General features: G+C 54.5%; 32 protein-coding genes and 1 other annotated feature. Of the genes, 6 read left to right on the plus strand and 26 right to left on the minus strand.

Annotation, left to right across the window (positions count from 1 at the left end; translation table 11 throughout):
* Positions 1 to 81, plus strand: an 81-nt coding sequence (locus EVJ28_RS14385) for an IS3 family transposase (RefSeq protein WP_131488762.1), incomplete at its 5' end; no start/stop codon positions are given.
* A gap of 67 nt (positions 82 to 148) precedes the next feature.
* Here EVJ28_RS14385 and yajC read toward each other — a convergent pair.
* The 8 genes from yajC to EVJ28_RS10150 form a co-directional block, all read right to left on the minus strand.
* Positions 149 to 427, minus strand: a complete 279-nt coding sequence (gene yajC, locus EVJ28_RS10115; protein ID WP_070327676.1) for a preprotein translocase subunit YajC — start codon at positions 425 to 427, stop codon at positions 149 to 151.
* An 82-nt stretch (positions 428 to 509) separates the two neighbouring features.
* A complete protein-coding gene (gene tgt, locus EVJ28_RS10120; RefSeq protein ID WP_070327677.1) occupies positions 510 to 1,655 on the minus strand; it encodes a tRNA guanosine(34) transglycosylase Tgt in 1,146 nt (381 codons plus the stop codon).
* The gene (gene queA, locus EVJ28_RS10125) at positions 1,652 to 2,695 is read right to left on the minus strand and encodes a tRNA preQ1(34) S-adenosylmethionine ribosyltransferase-isomerase QueA (protein WP_083274023.1); all 1,044 of its coding nucleotides are present in this window, start codon (positions 2,693 to 2,695) and stop codon (positions 1,652 to 1,654) included. The genes tgt and queA overlap by 4 nt, the downstream gene beginning before the upstream one ends.
* Before the next feature lie 18 nt (positions 2,696 to 2,713).
* Positions 2,714 to 3,709, minus strand: coding sequence for a Holliday junction branch migration DNA helicase RuvB (ruvB, locus tag EVJ28_RS10130; protein WP_071399448.1), 996 nt, complete (start codon positions 3,707 to 3,709; stop codon positions 2,714 to 2,716).
* 10 nt (positions 3,710 to 3,719) lie between these two features.
* On the minus strand, positions 3,720 to 4,307 hold the full coding sequence (ruvA, locus tag EVJ28_RS10135; protein ID WP_070327680.1) for a Holliday junction branch migration protein RuvA: 588 nt from the start codon (positions 4,305 to 4,307) through the stop codon (positions 3,720 to 3,722).
* A gap of 84 nt (positions 4,308 to 4,391) precedes the next feature.
* On the minus strand, positions 4,392 to 5,471 hold the full coding sequence (gene nadA, locus EVJ28_RS10140) for a quinolinate synthase NadA (protein WP_131488827.1): 1,080 nt from the start codon (positions 5,469 to 5,471) through the stop codon (positions 4,392 to 4,394).
* Entirely contained in the window at positions 5,434 to 6,303 is an 870-nt protein-coding gene (gene nadC / locus EVJ28_RS10145) for a carboxylating nicotinate-nucleotide diphosphorylase (protein ID WP_131488829.1), read from the minus strand. The genes nadA and nadC overlap by 38 nt, the downstream gene beginning before the upstream one ends.
* On the minus strand, positions 6,257 to 7,690 hold the full coding sequence (locus EVJ28_RS10150; RefSeq protein ID WP_236634126.1) for an L-aspartate oxidase: 1,434 nt from the start codon (positions 7,688 to 7,690) through the stop codon (positions 6,257 to 6,259). Before EVJ28_RS10150 ends, nadC begins: the two co-directional genes overlap by 47 nt.
* Before the next feature lie 95 nt (positions 7,691 to 7,785).
* Here EVJ28_RS10150 and EVJ28_RS10155 point away from each other — a divergent pair, with 95 nt between their 5' ends.
* The 4 genes from EVJ28_RS10155 to EVJ28_RS10170 all read left to right on the plus strand — a co-directional run bounded on the left by EVJ28_RS10155 (position 7,786) and on the right by EVJ28_RS10170 (position 11,023).
* Entirely contained in the window at positions 7,786 to 8,916 is a 1,131-nt protein-coding gene (locus EVJ28_RS10155) for a cysteine desulfurase family protein (protein ID WP_236633411.1), read from the plus strand.
* The gene (locus tag EVJ28_RS10160) at positions 8,894 to 9,433 is read left to right on the plus strand and encodes a transcription repressor NadR (RefSeq protein WP_070327684.1); all 540 of its coding nucleotides are present in this window, start codon (positions 8,894 to 8,896) and stop codon (positions 9,431 to 9,433) included. The genes EVJ28_RS10155 and EVJ28_RS10160 overlap by 23 nt, the downstream gene beginning before the upstream one ends.
* A gap of 106 nt (positions 9,434 to 9,539) precedes the next feature.
* The gene (locus EVJ28_RS10165) at positions 9,540 to 10,121 is read left to right on the plus strand and encodes a DedA family protein (protein ID WP_131488831.1); all 582 of its coding nucleotides are present in this window, start codon (positions 9,540 to 9,542) and stop codon (positions 10,119 to 10,121) included.
* 125 nt (positions 10,122 to 10,246) lie between these two features.
* The gene (locus EVJ28_RS10170) at positions 10,247 to 11,023 is read left to right on the plus strand and encodes an NUDIX domain-containing protein (RefSeq protein WP_070327686.1); all 777 of its coding nucleotides are present in this window, start codon (positions 10,247 to 10,249) and stop codon (positions 11,021 to 11,023) included.
* Between the two features lie 36 nt (positions 11,024 to 11,059).
* Here the strand turns inward: EVJ28_RS10170 and EVJ28_RS10175 are convergent, their stop codons facing one another.
* The 13 genes from EVJ28_RS10175 to EVJ28_RS10235 all read right to left on the minus strand — a co-directional run bounded on the left by EVJ28_RS10175 (position 11,060) and on the right by EVJ28_RS10235 (position 21,230).
* Entirely contained in the window at positions 11,060 to 12,286 is a 1,227-nt protein-coding gene (locus EVJ28_RS10175; RefSeq protein ID WP_131458827.1) for a hemolysin family protein, read from the minus strand.
* Between the two features lie 75 nt (positions 12,287 to 12,361).
* Complete coding sequence (obgE, locus tag EVJ28_RS10180; RefSeq protein ID WP_070327688.1) at positions 12,362 to 13,651, minus strand: GTPase ObgE; 1,290 nt, start codon at positions 13,649 to 13,651, stop codon at positions 12,362 to 12,364.
* Complete coding sequence (locus tag EVJ28_RS10185; protein WP_070327689.1) at positions 13,652 to 14,092, minus strand: Spo0B domain-containing protein; 441 nt, start codon at positions 14,090 to 14,092, stop codon at positions 13,652 to 13,654. It abuts the gene before it with no gap.
* 66 nt (positions 14,093 to 14,158) lie between these two features.
* Positions 14,159 to 14,440, minus strand: coding sequence for a 50S ribosomal protein L27 (gene rpmA / locus EVJ28_RS10190; protein WP_016508537.1), 282 nt, complete (start codon positions 14,438 to 14,440; stop codon positions 14,159 to 14,161).
* Positions 14,441 to 14,452: 12 nt separating this feature from the next.
* Complete coding sequence (locus EVJ28_RS10195; protein ID WP_131468626.1) at positions 14,453 to 14,788, minus strand: ribosomal-processing cysteine protease Prp; 336 nt, start codon at positions 14,786 to 14,788, stop codon at positions 14,453 to 14,455.
* Between the two features lie 5 nt (positions 14,789 to 14,793).
* On the minus strand, positions 14,794 to 15,102 hold the full coding sequence (gene rplU / locus EVJ28_RS10200; RefSeq protein ID WP_070327691.1) for a 50S ribosomal protein L21: 309 nt from the start codon (positions 15,100 to 15,102) through the stop codon (positions 14,794 to 14,796).
* Positions 15,103 to 15,117: 15 nt separating this feature from the next.
* Positions 15,118 to 15,189: a sequence feature (ribosomal protein L21 leader region), on the minus strand.
* Positions 15,190 to 15,244: 55 nt separating this feature from the next.
* On the minus strand, positions 15,245 to 16,570 hold the full coding sequence (locus EVJ28_RS10205; RefSeq protein WP_131488833.1) for a ribonuclease E/G: 1,326 nt from the start codon (positions 16,568 to 16,570) through the stop codon (positions 15,245 to 15,247).
* 41 nt (positions 16,571 to 16,611) lie between these two features.
* Positions 16,612 to 17,469, minus strand: coding sequence for a septum site-determining protein MinD (gene minD, locus EVJ28_RS10210; protein ID WP_070327693.1), 858 nt, complete (start codon positions 17,467 to 17,469; stop codon positions 16,612 to 16,614).
* A gap of 5 nt (positions 17,470 to 17,474) precedes the next feature.
* A complete protein-coding gene (locus EVJ28_RS10215) occupies positions 17,475 to 18,143 on the minus strand; it encodes a septum site-determining protein MinC (protein WP_236633412.1) in 669 nt (222 codons plus the stop codon).
* Positions 18,144 to 18,148: 5 nt separating this feature from the next.
* A complete protein-coding gene (gene mreD, locus EVJ28_RS10220; protein ID WP_131458828.1) occupies positions 18,149 to 18,643 on the minus strand; it encodes a rod shape-determining protein MreD in 495 nt (164 codons plus the stop codon).
* 1 nt (position 18,644) lies between these two features.
* Positions 18,645 to 19,535 (minus strand): rod shape-determining protein MreC, encoded by an 891-nt coding sequence (gene mreC / locus EVJ28_RS10225; RefSeq protein WP_131458811.1) that lies wholly within the window; start codon positions 19,533 to 19,535, stop codon positions 18,645 to 18,647.
* 13 nt (positions 19,536 to 19,548) lie between these two features.
* Entirely contained in the window at positions 19,549 to 20,586 is a 1,038-nt protein-coding gene (locus tag EVJ28_RS10230; RefSeq protein WP_070327697.1) for a rod shape-determining protein, read from the minus strand.
* Positions 20,587 to 20,786: 200 nt separating this feature from the next.
* Positions 20,787 to 21,230: a hypothetical protein gene (locus EVJ28_RS10235; protein ID WP_236634127.1), complete on the minus strand. Its 444-nt coding sequence runs from the start codon at positions 21,228 to 21,230 to the stop codon at positions 20,787 to 20,789.
* A 165-nt stretch (positions 21,231 to 21,395) separates the two neighbouring features.
* On the opposite strand from EVJ28_RS10235, the gene EVJ28_RS14215 reads away from it, so the two are divergent.
* Positions 21,396 to 22,157, plus strand: coding sequence for a hypothetical protein (locus tag EVJ28_RS14215; RefSeq protein ID WP_201738416.1), 762 nt, complete (start codon positions 21,396 to 21,398; stop codon positions 22,155 to 22,157).
* Positions 22,158 to 22,293: 136 nt separating this feature from the next.
* Here the strand turns inward: EVJ28_RS14215 and radC are convergent, their stop codons facing one another.
* From radC to EVJ28_RS10265, 5 genes are all read right to left on the minus strand, one after another.
* Positions 22,294 to 22,923, minus strand: coding sequence for a RadC family protein (gene radC / locus EVJ28_RS10245; RefSeq protein ID WP_131488835.1), 630 nt, complete (start codon positions 22,921 to 22,923; stop codon positions 22,294 to 22,296).
* 23 nt (positions 22,924 to 22,946) lie between these two features.
* Complete coding sequence (locus EVJ28_RS10250; protein ID WP_236634128.1) at positions 22,947 to 23,534, minus strand: Maf family protein; 588 nt, start codon at positions 23,532 to 23,534, stop codon at positions 22,947 to 22,949.
* A 137-nt stretch (positions 23,535 to 23,671) separates the two neighbouring features.
* Positions 23,672 to 24,379 carry a hypothetical protein gene (locus EVJ28_RS10255; protein WP_131469518.1) on the minus strand — a complete coding sequence of 236 codons (708 nt, stop codon included), beginning with the start codon at positions 24,377 to 24,379 and terminating at the stop codon, positions 23,672 to 23,674.
* Positions 24,376 to 25,977, minus strand: coding sequence for a pilus assembly protein PilM (gene pilM, locus EVJ28_RS10260; protein WP_131488839.1), 1,602 nt, complete (start codon positions 25,975 to 25,977; stop codon positions 24,376 to 24,378). The genes EVJ28_RS10255 and pilM overlap by 4 nt, the downstream gene beginning before the upstream one ends.
* A gap of 12 nt (positions 25,978 to 25,989) precedes the next feature.
* Positions 25,990 to 26,742, minus strand: a complete 753-nt coding sequence (locus EVJ28_RS10265) for a prepilin peptidase (protein WP_131465483.1) — start codon at positions 26,740 to 26,742, stop codon at positions 25,990 to 25,992.
* Between the last annotated feature and the right edge of the window lie 17 nt (positions 26,743 to 26,759).

Consider the following 26,759-nt stretch of genomic DNA (forward strand, 5'->3'; position numbering starts at 1 on the left):
ATAGCGTTCTACAACCACGACCGTTTCCAGAAACGACTAAACGGCCTGAGCCCTGTCGAATACAGGTCTCAAGCCGCCTAGGTTGGTTTTCATTATTTACACTGTCTACTTGACGGGGAGCAGTTCATACTGGTCAGGCGTCATTTGCTTACTCAGCGAATGAAGAGTTTCCTTTTTTCGTCACTTCAGCAATCGCACTGCGATTGAACTTGAGAAGTGCTTGGTCGCATTTCAATGTGACTTCTGTGTCTTCGATCTGATGGACGACACCGTGAAGGCCGCCAATCGTCACGACATGATCGCCACGCTCAAGCGCATTTTGCATCGTTTGTACTTGCTTTTGTCGCTTCGTCTGTGGACGGATCAACAAGAAGTAGAACACGACGAAAATAAGGATCATCGGTAATAGTGCTACGAGAGTTTCCATTTGTAGAATTCACCCTTTCCTTCAATATCAGGTTCATTATACCGTGAAACCGATTCGTTGTCACATAATCGCTGTCAGAGAATTAGAAATTCTTGGCGTTCGGTTTGTTATATCCATATTCTTCGAAGTACTCTTCTTTGAAATCGAGCAGACGGTCTTCGCGGATCGCTTGACGGACTTGTTCCATCAAATTCACGAGGAAATGAAGGTTATGCGTCGAGCAAAGGTGGAGACCGAACATCTCATCGGCACGGATCAAATGGTGCACGTATGCCCGTGAATAGTTCTTACACGTATAGCAATCGCACTTCTCATCGATTGGGCCAAAGTCCGTCTTATGTTTGGCGTGTTTGATCGTCACGCGACCTTTAGACGTCATGAGCGTGCCGTTACGGGCGATCCGTGTCGGCAAGACGCAGTCGAACATGTCGATCCCGCGAATCGAACCTTCGATCAACGCATCCGGTGATCCGACGCCCATCAAGTAGCGCGGCTTATCTTCCGGCATGAACGGTGTCGTGAACTCGAGCGCCCGATACATGACGTCTTTCGGTTCGCCGACCGACAAACCGCCGACCGCATAACCCGGGAAATCGAGTGAGACGAGGTCTTCGGCGCTTTGACGGCGAAGGTCTTCGTACTCGCCACCTTGGATGATGCCGAACAGCGCTTGGTCCTCCGGACGTTCGTGCGCTGCGAGGCAACGTTCGGCCCAACGGCTTGTCCGCTCGACCGACTTCTTCATGTATTCATGCGTCGCCGGGAACGGCGGGCACTCATCGAACGCCATCATGATGTCCGCACCGAGCGCGTTTTGGATTTCCATCGCCTTCTCTGGTGACAAGAACAACTTGTCCCCGTTCAAATGGTTACGGAAATGGACGCCTTCTTCTTGAATGTTACGCAGGTCAGCGAGTGAGAACACTTGGAAGCCGCCTGAGTCCGTCAAGATCGCGCCGTCCCAGTTCATGAACTTGTGAAGTCCGCCCGCTTGCTTGACGACCTCGTGTCCGGGACGGATCCATAGGTGGTACGTGTTCGACAAGATGATGTTCGCACCCATCGCTTTCACTTGTTCAGGTGCCATCGTCTTGACGCTCGCCTGCGTGCCGACCGGCATGAAGACAGGCGTCTCGAACGAGCCGTGCGGCGTATGGACGATCCCGTGCCGCGCTCCTGATTGTTTACACGTATGGATGTGTTCGTATGTGACTGCATGTTTGGTCATTTGTTTTCTTCCTTCCTCGTAATGAGCATCGCGTCTCCAAAGCTGAAGAAGCGGTATTCGTTTTCCACCGCGGTCCGGTAGGCGTGTAAGATGATGTCGCGTGACGCGAACGCCGAGACGAGCATGACGAGCGTTGACTTCGGCAGATGGAAGTTCGTGATCAGTCCATCGATCGCCTTCAACTCGACACCCGGGTAAATAAAGATGTCCGTCCAGCCCGATGACTCGACGAAATCCCCGTGATCGCGCATGATCGTCTCGAGCGTCCGTGTCGACGTCGTCCCGACCGCGAAGACGCGGCCTCCGCTCGCGCGGACGTCACGGAGCGCCCGTGCCGATTGCTCGGACAGTTCAAAGTACTCGCTATGCATCGTATGCTCTTCGATCGTATCGGCCGTGACCGGGCGGAACGTCCCGAGCCCGACGTGAAGCGTGAGCGGGATTAAGTTGACCCCTTTCGCCTGCGCAGCCTCGAGCAATTCTTCTGTGAAATGAAGACCTGCCGTCGGTGCGGCCGCACTGCCGCGTTCGCGGGCGTAGACGGTCTGGTAGCGGTCTTGGTCGTCAAGCTGTTCGCGGATGTAAGGCGGGAGCGGCATCGTGCCGAGCTCGTCTAAAATCTCATAGAAGATCCCGTCATACTCGAACTTGAAGCGGCGTCCGCCTTCCGGGAGCTCTTCGACGCATTCGGCCCGGAGCAATCCGTTCCCGAATTCGACGATGGCGCCGACGCGGACTTTTTTCGCCGGTTTGACGAGCGCTTCCCAGACGTCATCTTCGGTCTGCTTCAAGAGCAGCAGCTCGACTTTGCCGCCCGTCTCTTGCTTCGCCCCGAACAGACGGGCCGGCAAGACACGTGAATCGTTGACGACGAGCGCGTCGCCTGCTTGTAAATAGTCGAGCACGTCACGGAAGTGGCGGTGCTCGATGTCACCTGTGTCCCGGTCGAGGACGAGCAAACGTGAGCTCGTCCGATCAAGGAGCGGGACTTGGGCGATCAGTTCTTCTGGCAAGTCAAAATCATAGTCGTTTACGTTCAATTGAATATCTTGCATCATTTACTCCTCTTCGTATCCAAAATGCGTCTTAGCGTATTGTGTGATCATGCGTCCTCGCGGTGTCCGCTGGAGGAAGCCTTGTTGTAACAAGTATGGTTCGTAGACGTCCTCGATCGTCTGGGCGTCTTCACCGATTGTCGCGGCGAGCGTCTCGAGCCCGACCGGACCGCCGCCGAACCGTTCGACCATGGCCCGCAAGAGCCGATGGTCGACCTCGTCGAGCCCGAGGGCGTCGACGTGCAGGCGATCGAGCGCACTCGATGCCATGGCTGGGTCGATTTCTTTCGTCCCTTCCACTTGCGCGAAGTCACGGACACGACGCAACAGCCGGTTGGCGATCCGTGGCGTCCCGCGTGCGCGTTTGGCGATCGCGCCGCTCGCTTCCGGTGAGATCGACAGACGGAACAGCTGGGCCGTCCTGCTGACGATGGCCGCGAGTTCGTGCGCTTCGTAATACTCGAGCTTGAGCGTCACCCCGAAACGGTCACGGAGCGGGGCCGACAACATGCCGGCCCGTGTCGTCGCGCCGACGAGCGTGAACGGCGGCAAGTCGATGCGGACGCTGCGCGCCATCTCGCCTTGTCCGTAGACGATATCAAGGCAGTAGTCTTCCATCGCCGGATACAGGATCTCTTCAATCGTCCGGCTGAGCCGATGGATCTCGTCAATAAACAGGACGTCCCCCGGCTCGAGCGTCGACAGGATTGCTGCTAAGTCACCTGGGCGTTCGATGGCGGGACCGGCTGTCGTCTTGATGCCGACACCCATCTCGTTGGCGATAATTTGCGCAAGCGTCGTCTTCCCTAGACCAGGTGGCCCGTAAAGGAGGACGTGGTCGAGCGTCTCGCTTCGCATTTTTGCCGCTTGGATAAAGACGGATAAGTTCCCTTTCGCCTTCTCTTGTCCGATATACTGCTCGAACCGTTGCGGACGCAGGCTCCACTCTTCAGAGTCTTCATACTGTTGGTGGGATTGTGACAACAATCGTTCGTCCATAGGTTCCTCCTTATTTCAACAACAATTGCAGGGCGCGCTTTATGTAAGCGTCTGTCGTCAATATTTCTGAATTCAGTTCTTTGCGGACACGTGTGATCTCACGTTCCGAATAACCGAGGGCGGCGAGCGCTTCACACGCTTCGTCAAGTTCTGACGAGCCTTGTGCGAACAGGCCTGTGTTCGGCACATAGTCCGGTGCGAGCTCTGACAACTTCCCTTTTAAATCGAGCGCCATTTGTTTGGCCGTCTTCTTGCCGACGCCTGGGAACTTCATCAAGTACTTCTCGTTCTCGGTCTCGATCGCGTCAATCAACGCGTCCATGTCGCCCGAGGCGACGATGGCGAGCGCGCCTTTCGGTCCGATGCCGTTGACGCCGAGCAGTTTATTGAACAGTTCCCGCTCCCGGCGTGACCGGAAGCCGTACAGCGTCTGTTGATCTTCTCTGACGTAATGGTGCGTAAACACGATTACATGTTCGTCTTGTTCACGATAAAAAAACGGGTTAGGCACATGTACTTTGTAGCCGACGCCCGAAACATCCAACGTTATATATTCCGCACACACGTAGGCGACGGATCCTTTTACGAATTCAATCACTTTGTTATCTCCTCTTCATAGGAAAACTGCATTCATTGTACCATAGAAAACGCCGTGAAAAAAGGACAGGCGATCGCCTGTCCGTTATCTCGCTAACATCCGCTCGAGGGCGAGCGTTGCCCATTTCGTCGTTTCCTCATCGACACGAATGATGTTGACCGGATCCGTCTCGAGCGACTCGAGCGCCCACAACAGATGCGGCAAATCGATGCGGTTCATCGTCAAACACGGACACATGTACGGGTTGAGGGAGACGATGTCTTGCTCGGGGTGTGTCATTGCTAGTCGATTGACCAAGTTCATCTCCGTCCCGACGGCCCACTTCGCTCCCGGCGCGCTCGCCTCGATCTGGTCGATGATATAGGATGTCGACCCGGCCTCGTCCGCCGCCCGCACGACGTCAAACGTACACTCGGGATGGACGATGATGCGTCGTTCCGGGTCATGCTTCCGCAACGCCTCGATTTGGGCGACATTGAACTTCTCGTGGACCGAACAATGCCCTTTCCAGAGGATGACCCGTACGTCTTCGATGTCGCCCTCGTAGTCGAGACGCTCACGAAGCGGGTCCCAGACAGCCATCGCCGCCAGCGGCACACCGAGATCAAACGCCGTGTTGCGCCCTAAGTGTTGATCTGGCAAGAACATAATCCGTTCGCCAGTCTCGAGCGCCCAACGGACGATGTCGTGTGCGTTTGACGACGTGACAGTCGCGCCGCCGTTCTTTCCGACGAACGCCTTGATGGCTGCCGTCGAATTGACGTACGTGATCGGGATGATGTCGTCACCGAACAAGTCGGTCAATTCCTCCCAAGCAATCTCGGTCTGGTCGATATCGGCCATATCCGCCATCGAGCAACCGGCCCGCATGTCCGGCAAGATGACGAGTTGGTCGTCGCGTGTCAGCATGTCGGCCGTCTCGGCCATGAAATGGACGCCGCAAAAGACGATAAATTCGGCCCCATTCATTTGTTCGGCGAGTCGTGCGAGCTGGAGCGAATCTCCGGTCGCGTCCGCGAACTGGACGACCTCATCCTTTTGATAGTGATGTGCCGGTAGAAACAGCCGGCTGCCGAGCCGTGCTTTAATGGCTTCGATCCGCGCTTCCATCTGTTCGATCGTCATATTAGCGTATTGCGCTGGCATCGTTCCGAGTAACTGCATGTTTGACCCCTCCTTTAAGATTTAAGCTGCAATCGAGCGCCGTCACCGAATGCGTCAACTGTCCGATCGAGATGACGTCGACGCCCGTCCCGCGGTAGGCAGCGATCGTGTCGACGGTGATCCCGCCCGACGCTTCCGTCGTGATGTGGGACGGTACGAGCGCAACCCACGCCTTTAACTCTTCCGATGACCGGTTATCGAGCATGATGATGTCAGGACTTGCCGCGATCGCCTCACGCAACTGCTCGATCGTCTCGACCTCGACTTCGATCGGTGTCGTGTGCCCGTTTTGAGCTCTCGCCGTTTCAATGGCCCGCGTGATGCCCCCGAGTGCCGCAATATGGTTGTCTTTGATCATGACGGCATCGTCGAGACGCAGCCGATGGTTGTACCCCCCACCACATCGAACGGCGTATTTTTCAAGCATCCGCAGTCCCGGCGTCGTCTTCCGCGTGTCGGTGACCCGGATCGATGAGTCGGCAAGCGCCTCGACGCAGCGCCTTGTCAGCGTGGCGATGCCGCACATATGTTGCACGAGGTTGAGCAGTATCCGTTCCGTCTCGAGGATCGTCCGCGTCTTACCGCGCAAAGCGAACATGACGTCCCCTTTTTTCAAGTCCGTCCCATCGTCACGGCACTGTTCGACGACGAGCCGCTGCATCGCCGCGAGTTCCATCACCACGTCAAGACCGGCGAAGACCCCGTCCGCCTTGGCGGTGACGACGGCTGTCGCCACGTCGATCGGGTCGATGAGCGCGCTCGAGGCGTCTCCAAATCCGATATCCTCATTTAGAAATTGTGTGAGCTGTTCGCGCAGTAACGTTCTGTTCATGGAACTCCTCCGTTCTCATAAAGGCGCGTGCTAAAATCCGGCCCGCCTCAAGTTGTAGTGTTCGTTCTGCCAATTGTCTTGTCACGTGTTTCGTCCGTGCCAGTTGTTGGGTATTTTCTAAGAAACTTCTCATTTCTCCAAACTCAGGCGAGATTGTCAGCCAGTTGCCTAATCGCCGACGATACGCTTGAAACGTCTCCTTCGATAACTCATAAGCGGTCACTTCAGTCACCGTGAACGGCCTTTCTTCGAGTCGCACCGATGCAGCGACCCGTTTTCCGAACACCCAGCATTCGAGTAGTGAATTCGACGCCAAGCGGTTCATCCCGTGAACACCCGTGTCGGCGACTTCACCGACCGCGTAAAGCCCGGCCACACCCGTCGACCCGGTTTCATCGACCCGCACCCCGCCCATATGAAAATGCAGACCCGGCCGGACCGGGATGCGAGCGACGTCGATCCGTTCGGCCCGACACGTCGCCCACAATTTCGGGAACCGGGCCGCAATGTCTTTGACACGACTCGTATCGAGATAGACCGGGCCGCAGTGACGTGTGAGCACGGCCGCCACTTCATCACGGGGCGCCAGACTGCCTAGCGGATGGTGCCGCATCACGTGACACCCGTCCTCATCGACGAGTTCCGCGCCCGCACCTCGCAGCGCCTCGGTCACGAGGTGCGGCGTCTCGACCGCTAGCAGCGTCGGATGAAACTGGATCTCGGTCAAGTTGGAAAGTTCGGCACCGGCAGCGCTCGCCAAGACGAGTCCATCCCCCGTCACGGCCCGACAGTTCGACGTCCAATCGACGAGCCCGCCGATGCCACCTGTCGCCAAGACGACCGCGCCCGCTTGAATATGAATTCGTTCGTCGCCTTGGAACCCGGTCGCACCGACGACTCGTCCGCCCGTTTTTGTCAGTCCGTCGATCAAGACGTGTTCCATCACTTCAACGTTTTGCGGGAGCCGTTCCCGTAACGCGGTCATCACATGACGTCCGGTCTCGTCACCACCGACGTGGTAGATCCGATGTTTCCCGTGGGCGCCTTCTCGGCCGATCTTATACCCGGACTCGTCCCGGTCGAACGCGACACCGAACCGCTCCATCTCTGAAACGACACTACGGCCGTCCTCGACGAGCGTGACGACCCGATCCGCTTGCGCCGTCATCTTGGAAGCGACGAGCGTATCGTGTGCGTGATCGAGACTCGACGGCTCCAAATATGAACTCGCGATCCCGCCTTGGGCGAGGTCAGAGTTCGAGGAGGTCACGTCACGTTTTGAGACGAGGAGGACACGGTACGTCTCCGGCAAATGGAGTGCCACCGTGACCCCGGCCAACCCCGCCCCGATAATCAAAACATCGACTTGTTTTAACTGTAAAGACATCTGTATATCACCTGTATTTCATATGTAATGTTGACTTGTAAACTAGTTTCGCATAATTTTGTGAAGAAGACAACATGAGAAAAGGGGATACTTCGATGAACGGTTACTTTGACTACGCGGCGACACACCCGATGACCCAAGCCGCCCTTGACCATTACGTCGCCATGGCCAAAGGCGTCCCCGGCAATCCCTCGTCGCTTCATACACATGGGTTCATAGCCGAGGACTATTTGACAGAGGCGCGCCGGCTCGTCAAGCAGGCGCTCGGTCTCGATATGCTGAGAGGGAAGCTGTTGTTTACCGGGAGCGGCTCGGAAAGCAATTACATCGCGCTGACGAGTCTGCGCAAACGCATGAAAGGCAGCGAGGTCATCACGTCCTGGCAAGAGCACGACTCGGTCTCGCTCCTCCTCGACGAATGGGAAGCTGAAGGTGTGATCGTCCATCGCCTCAAGCTGAAAGACGGCCAGTTCGACCACGACAAGTTCCTCCACTTGCTCGATCGTGATATCGGACTCGTCACGTTTCAGCACGTCAACTCGGACACCGGCTGGATTTTGCCGCTCCATAACATCCTCTGTAAACTTAAATATAAGAAAGTACTGCTCCATATCGACGGAGTACAAGCGCTCGGAAAAATACCGGTCTCGGTCGACGGGATCGACGCTTACTCGTTCAGCGCCCATAAAGTCGGCGGGCCGAAAGGAGTCGGCGGTCTCTATATGGAACGTCTATTGCCTCCACCCTACTACCCGGGTCACCATCAGTACGGCATCCGTCCTGGGACGATTGACGTGCCCGGCATCTCTGCGTTCGTCAAGGCGTTCACCAATCGGCACGAGAATCGGACACGTCACGAAAGAAATTTCTTAGCGTTTCGTGCTATCTTGAAAGAGAAGACATCGTCACATGTTGACTGGCTCGAGTTCGACGACCAAAGTCCGGCCATCCTCTCATTCGTCTCGGACAAACGGGACGGCCAATGGTGGATGACCGAACTCGACGCACTCGGCTTCCAAGTGTCGGCCGGCTCGGCTTGCCGGGCCGGTCAAAACGGACCGAACCGCATGCTCGAATCACTCGGCTATGAGACGAGCGCCTGCCACGGGCTCGTCCGAATTTCCTTCGGCGAACAGACAACCGCCGAAGCCACGGCGGCACTCGCCGATGCCATCGTCACTTTAGCAAGGAGAGTTGAACACCATGAACAAACGTTTAGCCGGTGAAGAACGCCGGCGCACTTTATTGGAATTGATTGAAGCGAGTACGGAACCGATCACCGGTTCCGAGCTCGCCCGCCGCGTCGCGGTCAGCCGCCAAGTCATCGTCCAAGACTTGTCGCTCTTGAAGGCGAAAGGCCACCAAATCGTCGCGACCGCCCGCGGCTACGTCTATCTACCCGGCGAGGCGTCACCGTCCGCCTACACACGAAAAGTCGTCTGTCGGCACGAAGCCGAGGACATGGAAGCCGAGATGAACGCCATCGTCGACGAAGGTGTCACGATTCGTGACGTCATCATCGACCACCCCGTCTACGGGTCGCTGACTGGTCAGTTGATGGTGAAGAGCCGGCGCGACGTTCGGGCCTTCCTCGAACGCGTCGAGGCCAACCAGGCTGCCCCACTGTCCCATTTGACGGGTGGGCTGCACATTCACACGCTCGAAGCCGACAGTGCGGACGCGATTGATGCCGCCGTCTCTGAACTTGAGCGCCTCGGCGTGCTCGTTTCCGAACTCGACTAAAAGATGTCACGCCTTTGTGACATCTTTTCTTTTGCTTTCCTAGTTTGTCCGTTATACTGATGGATGGAACAAATTCCCTACTACGTATTGAAAGGAGTGATCTGTCATGTGGCACTTCCTCGAGCAACTCTTGGCCGGATGCGGCGTCTTCAGTATTCCGCTCGGCATCTTCATCCAAGTCATCCCAAACGAGCTCGTCCTCGCATACGGCGGTTATCTCGTCGGTTCCCTTGACGCGTCATTCCTGTTCATCTTTTTGCTCGCTTGGTCGGCTTTCGTCGTGACCCAGGTCGCATTGTATGGGATTGGCCGCTACGGCGGACGACCGGTCGCCCTGCGATTGTATCGCTCGTTTCGGATCAAGCAGGAGAAACAGCTTCAAGCCGAGTCGTGGTTTGAGAAGTACGGGGCGTGGATCGTCTGCCTCAGCGTGATTTGGCGTCAATTGTTCGCCATCAGCGCCGGCGTGATGCGGTTGTCGTTCCGTAAATTCCTGACGATGACAACGATCGTCTTCGCGGTCTGGTCGTTCGTCTTCGTCAAAGTCGGTATAATGCTTGGCAGTAATTGGCGATATATCGGCGAATACACACACGGCCTGTTTCCTTATATCGGTCTCGGCATCGGCATCTTCTTTGTCGCCCGCTATGTCCGCTCACATCCGAACTTCATGAAAAAGTCAGCCTGAACAAAAGTTCGGGCTGACTTTTTTTAAATAGAGGGTAAACTGATACGTATGGCGAATACGTCATAGTGAGGAAATCAATCTATTTCTAAAGCACAGAGACAGCAACCGTCAAAGGAGGAATTTTCATGTTCCATCGTCGAAAAACGTATACGATCCGTCCCGAACGCTTGCAAGAATTCACTGAGTTTTTCCATACATACCTGTATCCGATTCAGGTATCGCACGGCGCACGGCTCGTCGGCCGTTGGGTGACCGAGGACCAAACCGAGGTCATGGCACTTTGGGAATACCGCGACCGTGAGCACTACGAACAAGTCGAACGCGATTACCGCTCGAGCGCACTCCGTCGCGAGGCGATGAAGAAGCGGGCCCGTCTCGGGAAAGACTTGTACATCAAGTCGAGCGAAGAGTTCATGATGCCGACCGGGCACTACACCCCGCCGCGCACGATCGTCTCCGTGACCGCCTACATCACGAACGATGACGGCGAGGTGCTGCTCGTCAAAAACACGCACCGGAGCGACACGTACGAGATGCCGGGCGGACAGGTCGAAGAACACGAATCGATCATCGATGCGATCCATCGTGAAGTGAAAGAAGAGACCGGGGCCGACATCGAGATCGACGGCATCATCGGGATCTATCAAAACGTGTCGTCACGCGTCCTCTGCGTCTCGTTCCATGGGCGTTACGTCTCGGGCGACCTTCGTCCGCAAGCAGGCGAGACACATGAGGTCGGATTCTTCCCGATCGATGCGTCGAACGTGTCGGACTACATCAAACGTGACCACTTCCAGATGCGTCTCATTGATGCGATCGACCCGACGTACATCCCGCACGCAATCTACAAGGTTCGTCCTTACGAGTTGCTCGAGCGCGTCGAGCGCCACCATACCGTCTAAACAAAAAGGAGATCGCCACGTGGCGATCTCCTTTTCTTATGCCTGTTCAGCCGATTCGGATTGACTCGTTTCGACTAACAGTTTGCGAATGCGTCGTTTTTCGACGTGGAGAACGGTGAACGTCATGTCGTCATACGTGACACGCGCACCTTTCTCTGGGATGTCGCCGAGCAGCTCGACAATCCATCCACCCATTGTATTCGAGTCTATTTCAGGTTCTTTAATCCCCATCTCGTCAGCGAACTGATCGACGTCCATGTCGGCCATACACTCGTATACGCCGTCTCGAAGCCGTCTCAAGTAGACGATCGATTCGTCGTGCTCGTCCCAAATATCGCCGACGAGCTCTTCAAGCATATCCTCAAGCGTGATGAGACCAGCCGTCCCACCAAACTCATCGAGGACGACAGCCATGTGTGATTGTTTTTGCTGCAGAATTGGAAGCAGTTCGATCAATTTTGTCTGCGGTGACACGTACGTGAGCGGACGGATGAGCGCCCGCACATCTGTCACTTCATCTCGCATCATCGAACGAAGGAAGTCACGTTCCGACAACACCCCGATGACGTTGTCGATCGAGTCTTTATACACCGGGAGACGAGAGTGCCCCCCGCTAAAGATCGTGTCTTTGATTTCTTCGAGCGTATCGTCGACATCGACGGCGAGGATATCAATCCGCGGTGTCAACACGTCATCGACGGTAATGTCGTTGAACGCGAAGGCGCTGTGGACAAGTTCGGCCTCGGTCTCCCCGAGCACGCCTTCCTCTTCACCCATATCGACGAGCACTTTCAACTCTTCTTCCGTCACCGACGGTTCTTTATCGGCCATCCCGATCATGCGAAGCGTCAAGCGCTTGAGACCGGTGAACACAATCGTGATCGGTTTCAGTACTTTGACGAGGAAGACGAGCGTTCCGCTAATTAAGAGCGAATACTTTTCAGAAAACTCTTTAGCGAGCGATTTCGGCAAGATCTCACCAAAGATCAAGATGAGCACCGTCGTCGCGAACGTCGAGATCAATAACCCCGTCCCACCGGTAAAAATTGACGTCGCAATCGCTGTCGCGACGGTCGCTGAACCGATGTTGACAACGTTGTTCCCGACAAGGATCGTCGAGAGCGTATCGTCAAACCGATCGACGAGGTGGAGGACGCGCTTAGCACGCTTATCCCCATCCTCGCTCATCCGGATCATCCGGACGCGGTTCACGCTCGAGAGCGCGGTCTCTGCTGAAGAGAAGAAAGCTGACAAAAGAATCAAAACTGCATAAAGAATTAAACTAGACGAGGGCACAGGGTCCACGTTTACTTCACACTCCATTTCTTATTTAAAAAATTATTCGACAAATTCGAATTCAAAATCAGAGATCGCAACGACGTCGCCATCTTGAGCACCTAGCTTACGAAGGTCCTCATCGACGCCCATTTGACGCATCTGACGGGCGAATCGTTTGATCGAGTCATCGTGATCGAAGTTCGTCATCTTGAATAGCTTCTCGATGCGCGGCCCCGTGATCACGAAGCGTTGGTACTCATCGACATGAATCTGATACCCTTTCTCTTCCTTCTCGTAACGATAGACGACACGTGGTGTGGCTGTTTTCGCTTCGAGCTCTTCGAGTGGGAATTCAGGTGTCGCGTCGACGAGATTAGCTACTTCGATGAGCAAGTTGCGAAGTCCTTCTTTCGCGAGTGCCGAGATCGGGAAGACTTTGACGTCATCGCCGACTTTCTGTTGGAACTCTTTAAGAAGTTCTGGCGCATCCGGCATATCCATCTTGTTGGCGACGACGATCTGTGGACGCTCGAGGAGACGTAAATTGTACGACTCGAGCTCACGGTTGATCGTCGTGTAGTCTTCGAACGGGTCACGTCCTTCGATCCCACTCATATCGATCATATGGACGATGACTTTCGTCCGTTCGATATGACGCAAGAACTGGTGACCGAGACCGACGCCTTGGCTCGCACCTTCGATAAGTCCAGGAAGGTCGGCCATGACGAAGTCACGGTCGTCAGCTGTTTTGACGACACCGAGGTTCGGTGTGATCGTCGTGAAGTGGTACGCTCCGATTTTCGGACGTGCCGATGAGACGACCGACAAGAGCGTCGATTTCCCGACTGACGGGAATCCGACGAGACCGACGTCGGCGAGGAGTTTCAGTTCAAGACGCAACTCGCGCTCTTGGCCTGGTTCCCCGTTTTCAGCGATTTCTGGTGCCGGGTTCGACGGTGTCGCAAATCGACAGTTTCCGCGTCCACCGCGGCCGCCTTTAGCGATCGTGGCCCGTTGGCCGTGCTCGGTAAGGTCGGCAATGACAGTATCCGTCACTGAATCGAAGACGATTGTGCCTGGCGGGACTTTGACGACGAGCGGCTTCGCTTTGCGTCCGTGCATCCCTTTCGACATTCCTTTTTCACCGTTATAGGCGATGAACTTCTTAGAGAAGCGGAAATCAACGAGCGTCCGTAATCCTTCTTCTACTTCAAAGACGACGTCGCCACCGTGACCACCGTCACCACCTGCTGGTCCACCGTCTGGAACATACTTCTCGCGGCGGAACGCGACCATTCCTTTACCACCGTCTCCAGCTTTTACAAAAATATTCACCTGATCGACAAACATTTAATTCCCTCCTTTTAAACGAAACGTAGAACATTCTACAGTCTGTTCGTGCACTTCGTCTGACGTGAACACATCTCCCGGCACGTTGCCGAAGACGCGAACCGCCAGTCCGTCCGTGAACGTCACATGAATCGGTCCATCCGTTCCTGACAGAAGACGGACAAGTTTATCCGCCACGCGTGCGTCGTCCAACGACGCACGGTCGGTCGATACCTTATAGGTCAACCGCCCTTCCCAATTCGCCTGTATGATGACGAGACTAGTCGCCGGCATATTTAAGCGAACGAGCGCACTCTCCTCGTCGGCGTGCTGACGATAACGTTCGTACAGCTCCTCGAGTCTATCAGGCTCGAGCGCCGCATACAAGGAGATCATCTGAAGCCGATTCATCCATTCGTGACGGACGGTCGATAATAATTTCAGTGTTGCCTGTGAGTCCATTTGATCCTCTCCTAGTAAAAAAGACTCTAACCAAATAAGTGGCTAGAGTCTTTTGCGTGGTTCTACTTACGCAACTGGGTAAACGCTCACTTGTTTCTTGTCGCGACCAAGACGCTCGAAGCGTACTACGCCGTCAACTTTAGCAAACAATGTGTCGTCGCCACCACGGCCGACGTTTTCACCTGGGTGAATTTTCGTACCGCGTTGACGGTAGAGAATCGATCCAGCTGAAACTGTCTGTCCGTCAGCGCGTTTAGCGCCGAGGCGTTTCGAAATCGAGTCACGACCGTTTTTAGTCGATCCTACTCCCTTTTTCGATGCGAAGAACTGAAGGTTCAATTGTAACATGAGGTCCACCTCCTATTGTTCAATTTGGATATAATCACCGTAACTTTGGGCGATCGTGTCTAGTTGCACGAGCATCCCTTCTAATAACAGCTGGGTGCGAGTCATATCCTGCGGTGATAGTTCAGGATATGTCTCGACATAAAAGTAACCACCCTCTGTTTTGTCTGCCATTTCTACAAGAAGCGACTGGCCTGCGAGTACCTCAACAGCGTTATACGCCCCAAAAATGATAGCGGAAACGCCGGCACACACTAAGTCAGAACCGGGTTCAGCAAAGTTGGCGTGACCTGTCACTTCGACGGAACGAATCGACTTCGTCTCGTCTCGTCTGACCATTACTCGAATCATAAAGCTTACGCTTCGATTTTCTCGATGCGAACTTTCGTGTAAGGCTGACGGTGACCTTGCTTACGACGGTAGTTTTTCTTAGCTTTCATTTTGAAGACAGTGATCTTTTTCGCGCGACCGTGTTTAACGACAGTTGCTACTACTTTAGCGCCCTCTACGAATGGAGCTCCGACTTTAACATCGTCACCACCAACGAAAAGAACTTCACCGAATTCTACAGTACCCTCGACATCAGCATCGAGTTTTTCGATGTAGATCTCTTGACCTGCTTCAACTTTGATTTGCTTACCACCAGTTTTGATGATTGCGTACATATACGTGCACCTCCTTATTAAACTCAGACTCGCCATCCAGGGCAGGGCGAAACCGTTTCAACCCGTTCTGTGCGGTTGTAGCCATTTGGGTGCTTCCAAACGAACTAACGTTATAGATATTACCACTCTCGCGCGAAGCTTGTCAATGGCGAGATACGAAGTTCTCACATTCCTCGAGTGTACCATGAAAAGCGACGTCGGGCTCTCCTTCTATAAAGAACACATGAAGACCTGACGCGTCCCAGGCCCCGTCTTGCCACTTCGTCGGCAGCGACAGTACGACCGCCTCCTGTTTTCCGTCTAGCTCCATGAGCGTGCGTTCAAGCCGTGAGAACACGGCCAGCTTCGACGGTGCACCGTTATACGTCATCCGGTCTTGAATCGAACGTCCGGTCCGCTCGCGCGATAGTTCGAACAGTCCCATCCGTGTGAAGCCGTACACTTCGACACGACGTGGGTCACGGGCCCCGAGTTCTTTCATTCGTTTCAAAAGTCGGTCTTGTCCGTCTTTTGACCCGCGTAAAAAGTCGATGACGACCATGCCGCCGATGTTGCGCAGGCGGAGCTGTTCCATAATCGCATACAGCGCCGCCTCATTGATCGTGTCGGCGGCGCGCCCTTTGTCTTTGACGGCGACGTTTTTGCCGCTGTTGACGTCGATGACGGTCATCGTCTCGACTTGTTCGACCAAGACGTAAGACCCGCCTTCGAGCCAGACGACACGGTTCTCGAGCTTCTCGATCGCTGTGTCTAAACGCGCGGCTTCTTTCATCCGGCCTTTGCCGATATGGCGTTCGACCGGGACGTCGAGCCGCTTCAAACGCTCTTGCGCCTCTTTATCGTTCAACAGTACCGACTCGACCGAATGGCGCCGGACGAACTGCTCACAGAGCAGTTCGTCTTGACCGCGGCGCGCCGTCTCGACGTCAGCAGCCCGGGCCCTCAACAAGGCCAGCTCCTCGCGAAGCGCCTCGGGACTGGCTTGTCCTGATTCGGTCCGGAACAACACACCTTCCGCCTCATTGAGCGTGAACACTTTCGATAGCCGGTCCTGCGTAGCGAGGTCGAGCTTACGGCTGAACAACTGGCGCCGTCCATACGGGAAGTAGACGAGATAGCGCCCTCCGAACCGAATGTTCTCGGTCACTTTGTGGTGCTTACCCCCGATGCCCTCTTTCGTCACTTGGACGAGACGTTTCTCCCCGACGACGGCCGCCTGACCGATGCCCAGTACTTCCGGGTAGACAGCGAGCGCCCGGAGCGTCTCGGCGATCGGCAAGAAAAACGTCGTCTCGCCGTTGACGAGGAAGGCGGCGCCGAGTGACGGATGGATCCGCTCGATCGCGGCTTCAAGGATCGTCCCGACCGAGAGCTGGTCGACAAAGCGCTCCTCGACTTCAAGCAGACGCTCGCCGTCGACGAGCATGGCCCGCTCGATCGACGGGGTCCGTTCATAGATGAGTTTCATACGAGCACTCCTTTCGACACAAAAAGGCAACTTTCGTTGCCTTAGGCTTTTTTCATTCCAAACTTCAATAGCAATCGTGCCCAAAATCCGGTCGGTTGTTGGTCCGTCTGGATGGACATGAGCGGCACCGACTCACCGAGAATACGGCGCGTGATGTTGCGATACGCTTGTCCGGCGTTATTGTCCGGGTTCATCGTCACCGGGACACCTCGGTTTGCCGCGGCGATGACTTCTTCATCATCGACGACGACGCCGAGCAGGTCGATCGACAGGATGCGCATGATGTCATCGATGTCGAGCATGTCGCCCGATGCGACGAGATGATTCTTCACGCGGTTGACGATGAGTTTAGGCGGCGCGACGTGTTCCGCTTGTTCAAGCATGCCGATGATGCGGTCCGCGTCTTGGACGGCCGCCTTCTCAGGCGTCGTCACGACGACAGCCTCGTCGGCACCGGCGATGGCGTTCATGAACCCTTGCTCGATACCGGCCGGGCAGTCGATCAAGACGAAATCATATTCCGTCTTCAACTGGTCGATGATCTCTTTGACTTGCTCCGGTTGGACCGATGTCTTGTCTTTTGACTGGGCCGCCGGCAGCAGATACATCTCTTCGAACCGTTTGTCACGGACGAGCGCTTGGTGCAGCTTGCACTGCCCGTTGATGACGTCGACGAGGTTATAGATGCTCCGGTTGTCGAGTCCTAGGATGATATCCAAGTTCCGTAGACCGATGTCCGTATCGACGAGACAGACCGAGTGTCCGGACAATGCGAGACCCGTCCCGAGGTTAGCGGTCGTCGTCGTCTTGCCGACGCCACCTTTCCCCGACGTCACGACGATGGCCCGACCTTTCTTCACTTCTTTTGCTGTATGTACAGGCTCTACTACTTGCTCCATCAAACTCACCCTCTCTGTAATTCCATTGCATATGCGTCTTTAAGCCCTGTCATGACTTGGCGGAGACGCGTCATTTCAATGCCATGATTCGTCTGATACGCGCAGCCCATCTCGATCTCTGGCATCTCGGTATCATCGTCTGGCGTGAGCACGTGCTCACCGATCGCTAGAAACAGCGGATGCAACAGACTTGCGGTAATGACAGCGTCCTCCCATCCTTCGACACCGGCCCGGACATTTCCTCGTATCGTGCCTAAACAATAGATACTTCCTGTCGCCCGAACTTCAGACCCCGGATTGACGTCGCCGATAATGAGCACCGAACCCTCAAATGAGAGCACTTGCCCGCTGCGGATCGTCCCGCTATGGTAATGGAACGTCTTTTTCCCGTAAGTCGCCTTCGCCTCTTCGGTCAACATGACCTCGCTCGACAGCTCCTCGATATAAAAAACGCCATGACGAGCAACGACTTCACGAATTTGACGTGACAGCTCCTCGTCCAAATAACGAGTACCCGCGTGCAACTTGAGTGCAATCTCCCCAGAGGGCGGCTCCATTTCTTGTAACGTGGCCTCAAGCTCTCCGAGCACCTCATCGACGCCACTCCGTGGATTGAAGTGGATTGCAATACCGTTGCGATGTCCTTTTATCGTAATGTGTCGTTTACGCTCCATCATGGCTACCCTCTTTTCGCTACAGGGCGCACCGCCACGTATCGCGTCATCGGATAATAAAGAATCGCGACGGCGATCACATTGACGACGAGCGTCCCTGGAATCTGTTCAACTAATAGTGTTTGTATGGTCATGGTCGTCCCACCGACCGCTGCCATGATACCGTAAATCCCGAAGGAGAAGACGAGGATCATGAACGTGAACGTGATGACGACCGAGAAGAAGTTCTCACCTATATATTTTAACACGAAGCTGACTAAGAGAGGAATGAGTGAAAAAGTAAATAAGTAAATTCCGAGCAAGTCGGTGTAGACGATGTCATACAACAACCCGAATACGAGACCGAATCCGAGTGCCGACTCAAACCGGCCATACAAACTGACGTACATTAACCCGATCAACGTCAAATACACGAACGGCGTCGCGTAGTGCCATGAAAAGATGGCAGCCCATGTCCCTTCAATAAGAAAGAGGAGGAACAGGGCGATGAACACTTTCATGTTACTCACCCGCTGCTCCTCCTTCCTCGGGACCCGTCAAAAACGGTTCGTCTAGCGTTCGATCGATGACAAACATTTGCGAGAACTCGTTGAAGTCCGCCTCTGGCGTGATGCGGGCAACTTGAGACACGCCATATTCATCGGTCTCGATCGTCTTCACCTTACCGATGACGAGACCGGCCGGATAACGTCCGCCGAGCCCTGACGTCGAGACGATCTCACCTTCTTTCAACTTGACGCTGTTCGAAACCTTTGTGAAAAAGAGTTCGTTCGTCTCGCTGTCGAAGCCGTCGATCGTTCCGTACGCCGCCTTACCGTCCGCATCCTTGACGACCGCCGAGACGTTGTTCGTCCGGTTGTTGTCGCTCAAGAGCTGAACTTGTGACGTATAGGCGCTCGTTTGAATGACGCGTCCGACCATGCCGCCGGCGGCCGTCACGGCCATGCCTTTTTCAACGCCGCGTTCTTGCCCGACGTTGATCGTCACATAGCGCTGCCAGTCGTTCGGCGTGCGCCCGATGACCTCGGCCGGAATCAAATCAAAGTCACGGAGCGAGCTTTCGCCAGCCGCGACCATTTGACGCAACTCCTCGTTCTCACGGCGCAGGTCGTCGGCTTCGACGGACACTTCGGCGTATTTCGTCAAATGTTGCTTCAATTCGCGGTTCTCTTCATAAATATCACGGACGTTCGAAATCGAGGACACGGTACTATCCATCCAGCCGATCGGCACCGTGAACACTCGTTGGAACGTTCCGACCACATCACGCGTGACGTCTTGGTACCAGGCGGATTCCGACCGTCCTCGAATCGAAACCCCTAAAATGACGAGAAATAAGATGATACCGATCAGCGTGATGATGAGCTTTTTATTGCGTACAAACCGGCTCATCGTTTAACACCTTTCATCGACGTGACGAGATGCCTGATTTTGAACGGAGGACGTCCATCATTTCAAGAGATTTTCCAGTCCCGATCGCAACGCAATCGAGCGGTTCATCCGCAATGAGTGTCGGGATGTGCGTCTCATCAGAGATGACACCGTCCAAGTTTTTAAGGAGCGCGCCGCCGCCTGTCAGAACGATGCCGCGGTCCATGACGTCGGCTGCGAGTTCTGGCGGTGTTTGTTCGAGCGTTTGTTTCACACCGGCTAGAATCGCGTCTACCGTGTCTGAAAGCGCCTCGCACACTTCAACTGCCCCTACTTCGATCTGTTTCGGGAGACCGGTCACGAGGTCGCGTCCGCGGATCTCCATCGTTTCGTTTTCGTTCGACTCGTCGATGCGGGCCGAACCGATTTCCATCTTGAGCGCTTCTGACGTACGTTCCCCGATCATGAGGTTGTATTTGTTTTTAATGTAACGAATAATGGCGTCATCCATTTCGTCACCACCGACACGGATCGACTGGCTTGTCACGATGCCGCCGAGTGAGATCACTGCGACTTCGGTCGTACCACCACCGATATCAACGACCATCGAGCCTGTCGGTTCCCAAACTGGGAGACCGGCGCCGATTGCTGCCGCGAACGGTTCTTCAATCGTGTACGCTTCGCGAGCGCCTGCTTGCTTGGCCGCATCTTCAACCGCACGTTTTTCAACTGACGTGATGCCGCTTGGCACACAGATCATGACGTTCGTCTTCGATGAGAACAACCCGCTCTTCGATTTTTGTGCTTGCTCCATGAAATATTTGATCATCGTTGCAGTCGTTTCGAAGTCAGCGATAACCCCATCTTTCATCGGACGGCGTGCCGTGACGTTCCCCGGCGTACGTCCAATCATATCTTTGGCCTGATTACCTACGGCCTCAATTCTACCTGTATCTGTACGGAACGCCACTACGGACGGTTCACGAACAACGATTCCTTGACCTTTTACATAAACGAGCGTATTTGCCGTTCCAAGGTCGATTCCGATTTCTCGGTTAAAACTACGAAACATACGTACTGCCCCTCTCCTGGTTACACTAATTATTATTATAACGGAAAAATCATGTTTGAAAACGTTCAATCGATTACAGGTTATTTACAATCCCCTTCATCTCAGTCCTGTTCCACCGTATATTAGTGTGCCTGCTTTTCAACAAAAACGCAAATCAAAAAGCAGACGTCTGAAGGCGTCTGCTTAGATGAACCGATCATTTAAAGACCGGGTTGGAGCGGCAGCAACAGCATTGCCGCGTAAAAGACGACCGAAAAGATGAGGAGCGGCCGAAAGAAACGGGACGGCCGCTCGCGCGTCGCACCCGCCAAAAAGCTCGCCATCGTCACGGTGAACAAGTAAATCCCGACGTAAACGAAGACAAGTTGCGGGATGACACGCCACGCTTGACTGTCTCCTGACGCATTTACCCAGGCGATGAACAGACCAATGTAGGCGATGAGCGACACAATTCCGAGTCCGACCCCGACGAGCGGCGGGTAGCGGTCAAGCCAATGCCCGTCTTTTGAAAACTGTTGAAATAGCGCCATACTCACAAAGACGAACAACGCGAAGACGACGAGCGACAACGCGAACGGCTCGAGCGGAACAAAACTCGCGGCGAGCGCGATTCCAATCATAATAATCCAGACTAGTTTCTCCATACGAACACCTCGATATTTATTTTAACATAATTATTTGAGCAGCAAGATTAATCAAGCGGGAGACGCTTAGCAATAAATCAAAAGGTAATTACGTTATCATTTCCTATTGTTGCCAATTAATATTAATGTTATTGTAGTATCTTATTATTGAAAGGAGAGGTTTGAATGAAGTTTTATAAGAAAACCTGGTTTACAGTCTTAACGCTGCTCTTATTTTTCCCACTCGGCTTATTTTTAATGTGGAAATATAAAAAGTTCAATAATATTGGACGAATTGTGATTAGTGTACTCTTTGGTTTCATATTTATAGGAAGCTTGTTTGGGGATGAAGCACCTGATCAAGTACATACGACTGAATCTACAGAAGAAGTTGCTAAGGCAGAGAAAGAAAAGGATGAAGAGGCTGAGGCCGTTGCCAAAGCTGAGGAAGAGAAGAAACAAAAAGCCGAAGCTGAAGCCGCTGCCAAAGCTGAGGAAGAAAAGAAACAAAAGGCCGAAGCTGAAGCCGCTGCCAAAGCCGAGGAAGAGAAGAAACAAAAGGCCGAAGCTGAAGCCGCTGCTAAAAAAGACACCATGAGTACGGCTCTCGGAAACATTTCTAAACGACCGGTCATGAACGGAACTAACACTGAACGGATTGGTACTTATGTACGGGTCCATTCTGATCGTTCGCTACTAACCAAAGAAAGTTTAAAAGACTTCACTAAAAACGATTTACCTAAATTTGAAGACGCGAATTGGATTCTTGTCGACTTAAACGATGGCTATGGTATTCACTTCCTAGGAACAATGCCGATCGCTGATTATGGGAAAGCGGATGACGACTCTCTATCTGAGATTTACGAAAATTATATGATCGATGCAGACACGAATCAGATTGAGAAACATATTTATGAAGGTAAATCTGGTTATAAGCCACTCTTTTAACAACGGAGCTAACAATGAACTGCCCCATAAAAGTTGGACATCAAAATCCAGCTTCTATGGGGCAGTTTTTGTATTACCAGCAAAGGATAGATCCTAAATTTGTAGATTCACCTTTACTTTCTAGCTAAATATAACGTTAACCGTTCATATACCCACGTTGCTTCATACTGACATAATGATCTTCGCCGATGATGACGTGGTCGAGGCAGGCGATGCCGACGATATTGCCCGCTTCGACCAAGCGCTCCGACACTTCGATGTCTTCCCGGCTCGGCGTCGCGTCCCCGCTCGGATGGTTATGCACAGCGATGAAACACGCTGCCGACAGCTTGAGCGCTTCGCGGAAGACGTCGCGCGGATGAACGATCGACGAATTCAACCCGCCGACGAACAACGTCTTGCGCGCGATCAATTGATTTTTCGTGTTTAAGTACAAACAGACGAAATGTTCTTGATTAAGTAGCCGGAGCTCATCACGCAGCAGCTCGTACGCGTCCTGCGGCGACCGGATCGTCGGCATGTCGACTTTCGGCTCCTCGACGTAACGGATGCCAATCGTGAACGCCGCGAGCAACTGCTCGGCTTTCTTCTTCGTCATCCCTTCGATTTGACAGAGGTCGTGCACGGACGCCTGTGACAGCGCCCGAAGCGTCGGATACACATCTGACAACCGCCGGGCCGTCGCCTGCGGGTCCCCGCCCCGTCCACCGATTTGAAGCAGTCTGGCAATAGCGGATTCAACACTTCGGTCGAGCACCATAGTCATTCCTTCACCTACTCTCGCATCATTCACAGAAAGCGCGGCGATACCCCGTGACGCTCGAGCGTCTCGACGAGCGGCCGGAGCGGGAGGCCGACGACGTTATAGTAATCCCCTTCGAGCCGTTCGACGAACAAACCGCCCGACCCTTGGATCCCGTAGGCACCGGCCTTGTCATACGGCTCCGACGAATCGAGGTAGCCGTCGAGCCAAGACTCCGGGATGTCGATGAACGTGACGTGCGTCGTCGTGACGAACAAGTCGTGCCGGTCTGGTCCGATGATGCTGACGCCAGTGAGCACTTCATGGGTCGCCCCTGACAAGTGCTCGAGCATCCGGCGTGCGTCATCGCGGTCGTTCGGTTTCTCTAAAATCGTTCCGTCGAGGACGACGACCGTGTCCGACCCGATCACAATCGCGTCGCGGTTGTCTCGGGCGACGTCCATCGCTTTCTCACGGGCGAGACGTCCGACGTACTCGTCCGGATGCTCACGTCCGTCGGTTCCTTCGATGACGTTTGACGGGATCACCTCGTGCAAAATGCCGGCTTGTTTCAACAACTCGGTCCGCCGCGGTGACATCGAGGCGAGGATGACACGTTTCTGTGTTGTGTTCATTGTATCGACTCCTTCCATACTTTCGAAACGGGCTTCCTTGCCGTTTCACGCTTCTCTGTTGATTGTAGGCAAAGCGTCACCCGAACACAATCCAAGACGCCAAAAAAAACGTCCCTTCTTTTCGAAGGGACGCTCGTTTACGGTGTCGTGTAATCGTACACCGGGATATCTTTTCGTGGGAACGTCTGCGTCGGCACGTAGCGGTCCGGGACGAGTTGATCGAGGTCGGGCCGGTAAAACGCATCGAGTTCGACCGTGAAGTCGAGCGGTGCGGCCGGTTCGGTCGTGTTCGGGCCCGTTTCGGCAGGTCCCGTGAACTGGACGGTCCGCAAAATATGGATCCGGTTCATCGACTCGACCGACTCGAGGAAGAGGACGAGCGCCTCATACGTCTCCGCTTGGAGCGACACCGTCGAGCGGACGGACGAGGCGTTGACCGGTGTGATTTCGACCGGTTCAGCCGGCTCGGCCGTCGCGCTCACATCGTTCGGTTCCGGTTCGGCGATCGGTTCCGGCACTTCCGATTCGGCGATGAGTCCGTCCGCGAAAGCGATGCTCGTCACGCGCACGTCAGACAGCTGGCTCGCTTGCGATAACGTCTCGACGACCGTATCGAGCGCCGGCTCCGTCGGGACGCGTGTCTGCAAGCGCTGCGAGTCGGCGACGTCGACGACTTCGCCTTCTTGGCGCAACAGTTCGAGCTTCGTCTGTTCGAGTGACAGCTCGCGCTCGAGCGCCTTCAATTCACCTTGGTTGATAAAGTACTGGTAGCCGAAGTACGACGGGACGGCGATGGCTGCGAACAAACAAATTGTAAAGATCAAATAAATCGTTGAACGTTTCATTCGCTCACTACCTCCTCATCTTCCTCGGGTTGTTCCGTCTCGCTTTCAGGCGTCTCAGGTTCGGTATCGATGAACGTGAACGTAAACTCTCCGATATAGCGTGGGAGCGGTTCATCTGACGCATTGAGAACCGATGTCCCCGTATCAGTTTCCGTGTCTTGATCCGTCTCTGCTTTCGTCTCGGTCGTCACGCCGAGCAGTTTAACATTATCGAACCGTGGATCGTTCAACAGCGCTCGTTGGAACGCGTTCAAGTCAGGTAACGTCTCAAACTGGGTCCGGACGCTCATGAGCGAACCGTCGGCGTAGTTGTACGTCAAGACGTAACCCGTCGGCGGCAACTGTTCGGTCAGCGCACGGAGCGCCGGGACCGCCTGCTTCTCTTCAGTCGTCAGCGCGGTCACCGTCTGTTCGAGCGAGATGACTTGTTGACCTTTCGAGTTCACTTGTTCGGTCTGGTAGATGCGGACGAGCTGTAACTGTTCGTTGACTTGTGCTTTGTCCTGTTCGATTCCGTTCACTTCGTAATAAAGATAGCCGGTCAGTCCGCCGCCGATCAATAAAGCGGCCAGACTCGCGACGATCGGCCAACGCAGCGTCACGTCGGTCGCATTGATGAAGTTGGCGTCATGGTCGCGGTCGAGCGTCGCCATCCCGAGAAGCGGCAACATCTGATGCGAGAGCGGCGTCGCGTGCGACAATGGCAACGGGTCATCGATGCGTTTGATCGGGACCATCGATTCCAGTTCGATCGTCCGGACGAGGTCATCGAGTTCAGGGACCGTCCCGGAGATGATCAGTTCGTCGATTGGGCGTCCGTCCGTACGGAGCGAGTAACGGTAGAAGTCGAGGAAACGAGCGAGCTCGTTCAACCATTCATCGGTCCGATTCGCTAACGCCTCGTTTGAGCCGTTGAACGTATATGTAACGATGCCGTCTGTCGTGTCAGCACGATACGATAAGTCATTCTCGATGGCACGGATGAAGCGGACCTGCCCTTCCTCGAGGACGAGCAGTTGGTGCGCGAACGGTGTCACGTGCCACAATAGCGTCGACTTGAGCGGGTCGAGCGTCTCGAGTCGAGACACCCCGTTCGCGATCGCGATCGGACGCGGGACGATTTTTTTCAAGGCGAAGCCGCGTTTCTTCATGTAGGCGCGGATCGCTTTCGTCAAATCGACCGAGACGGCGTGCAACATGACCTCGGTCTTCATGTCCGTCTCGCCGAGCACTTCGTAGTCGAAGGCGACGTCGTCGAACGGCAAGATGATCGAGCTGCCGATCTCCATGAACAAATAGCCACGGATCTCGTCTTTCGGGATGTTCGATGGAATCTCGACTTTGCGGGACAGCACTTCCGTCTCCGCCATATCGACGGCGCACACCATCCCTTTTCTGACTTTTATTTTACGGCACAACTCGTCAAAGGCGAGTCCGAACGCGTTCTCGTCTTGAATCAATCCTTCCGCATAGGCACCTTTCGCCAACTGGACGGAAGCGCTTCGTTTAAAGACGCCTTGTTTAATCACGGCCCCGTGGATGCTGAGCGCATCGAACGAGAAGTACGCGACCGTTCCTTTTTCTATAGCCCGGCTCATGCTCGTTTCCCCCTACATCAAATCAAAATACCAATCAAAAAAACGTTCGCTGAACCAAAATGTCAGCATCGTACCGAGTGCGATTGACGGGACGAACGGGATCGGTTGCTTGCGGCCGATCCGTTTCAGTCCGATAAGCAACAGTCCGACGACTGCTCCGATCAAGCTCGCTAAAAACAAGGCGACCAAGACGTCACGTGGTCCGAGCACGAGCCCGATCACTGTAAATAGTTTGACATCGCCGGCCCCAAGTCCCCCTTTTGAGACGAAAAAAACAGTGGCGAGGACAGAAAATCCGAGCGCGGCCCCGGCGAGCGGGCTCCACCACGTCGCTCCGGACGCATAAGCGAGGATGAGCAGTAGTGGTGCCGCAAACATAAGAATCACGTTCGGCACGAGCATCGTCGACAAATCTGACATCGCCAGTGCGAGTAGCGTCGATAAGAAGACGAACGCGAGCAACGTCGTCCCGGAGAATCCGTACAGCCAAAAGCTATAGCCGTAACCGACCGCCCCGAGCAGTTCGAACAGCGGGTACGTCGGCGCGATCCGTCCGCCACAGCCGCGGCACTTGCCGCGTAACAATATGTAACCGAACACCGGGATGAGTTCCCAAGCGGACAAGACGTGTCCGCACGACGGACAATGCGACCGTGGCGACACGATCGACTGTTTGCGTGGCACGCGGAGCCCGACGACGTTTGTGAACGAGGTGATGATCATCCCGAGCACGATGCTGTAAATGAGTCCAATGAGGTCAACCAAGACTGGTCACTTCCTTA

This window comes from Exiguobacterium sp. SH3S3 (genome assembly GCF_004337115.1).
GTDB lineage: Bacteria > Bacillota > Bacilli > Exiguobacteriales > Exiguobacteriaceae > Exiguobacterium > Exiguobacterium aurantiacum_A.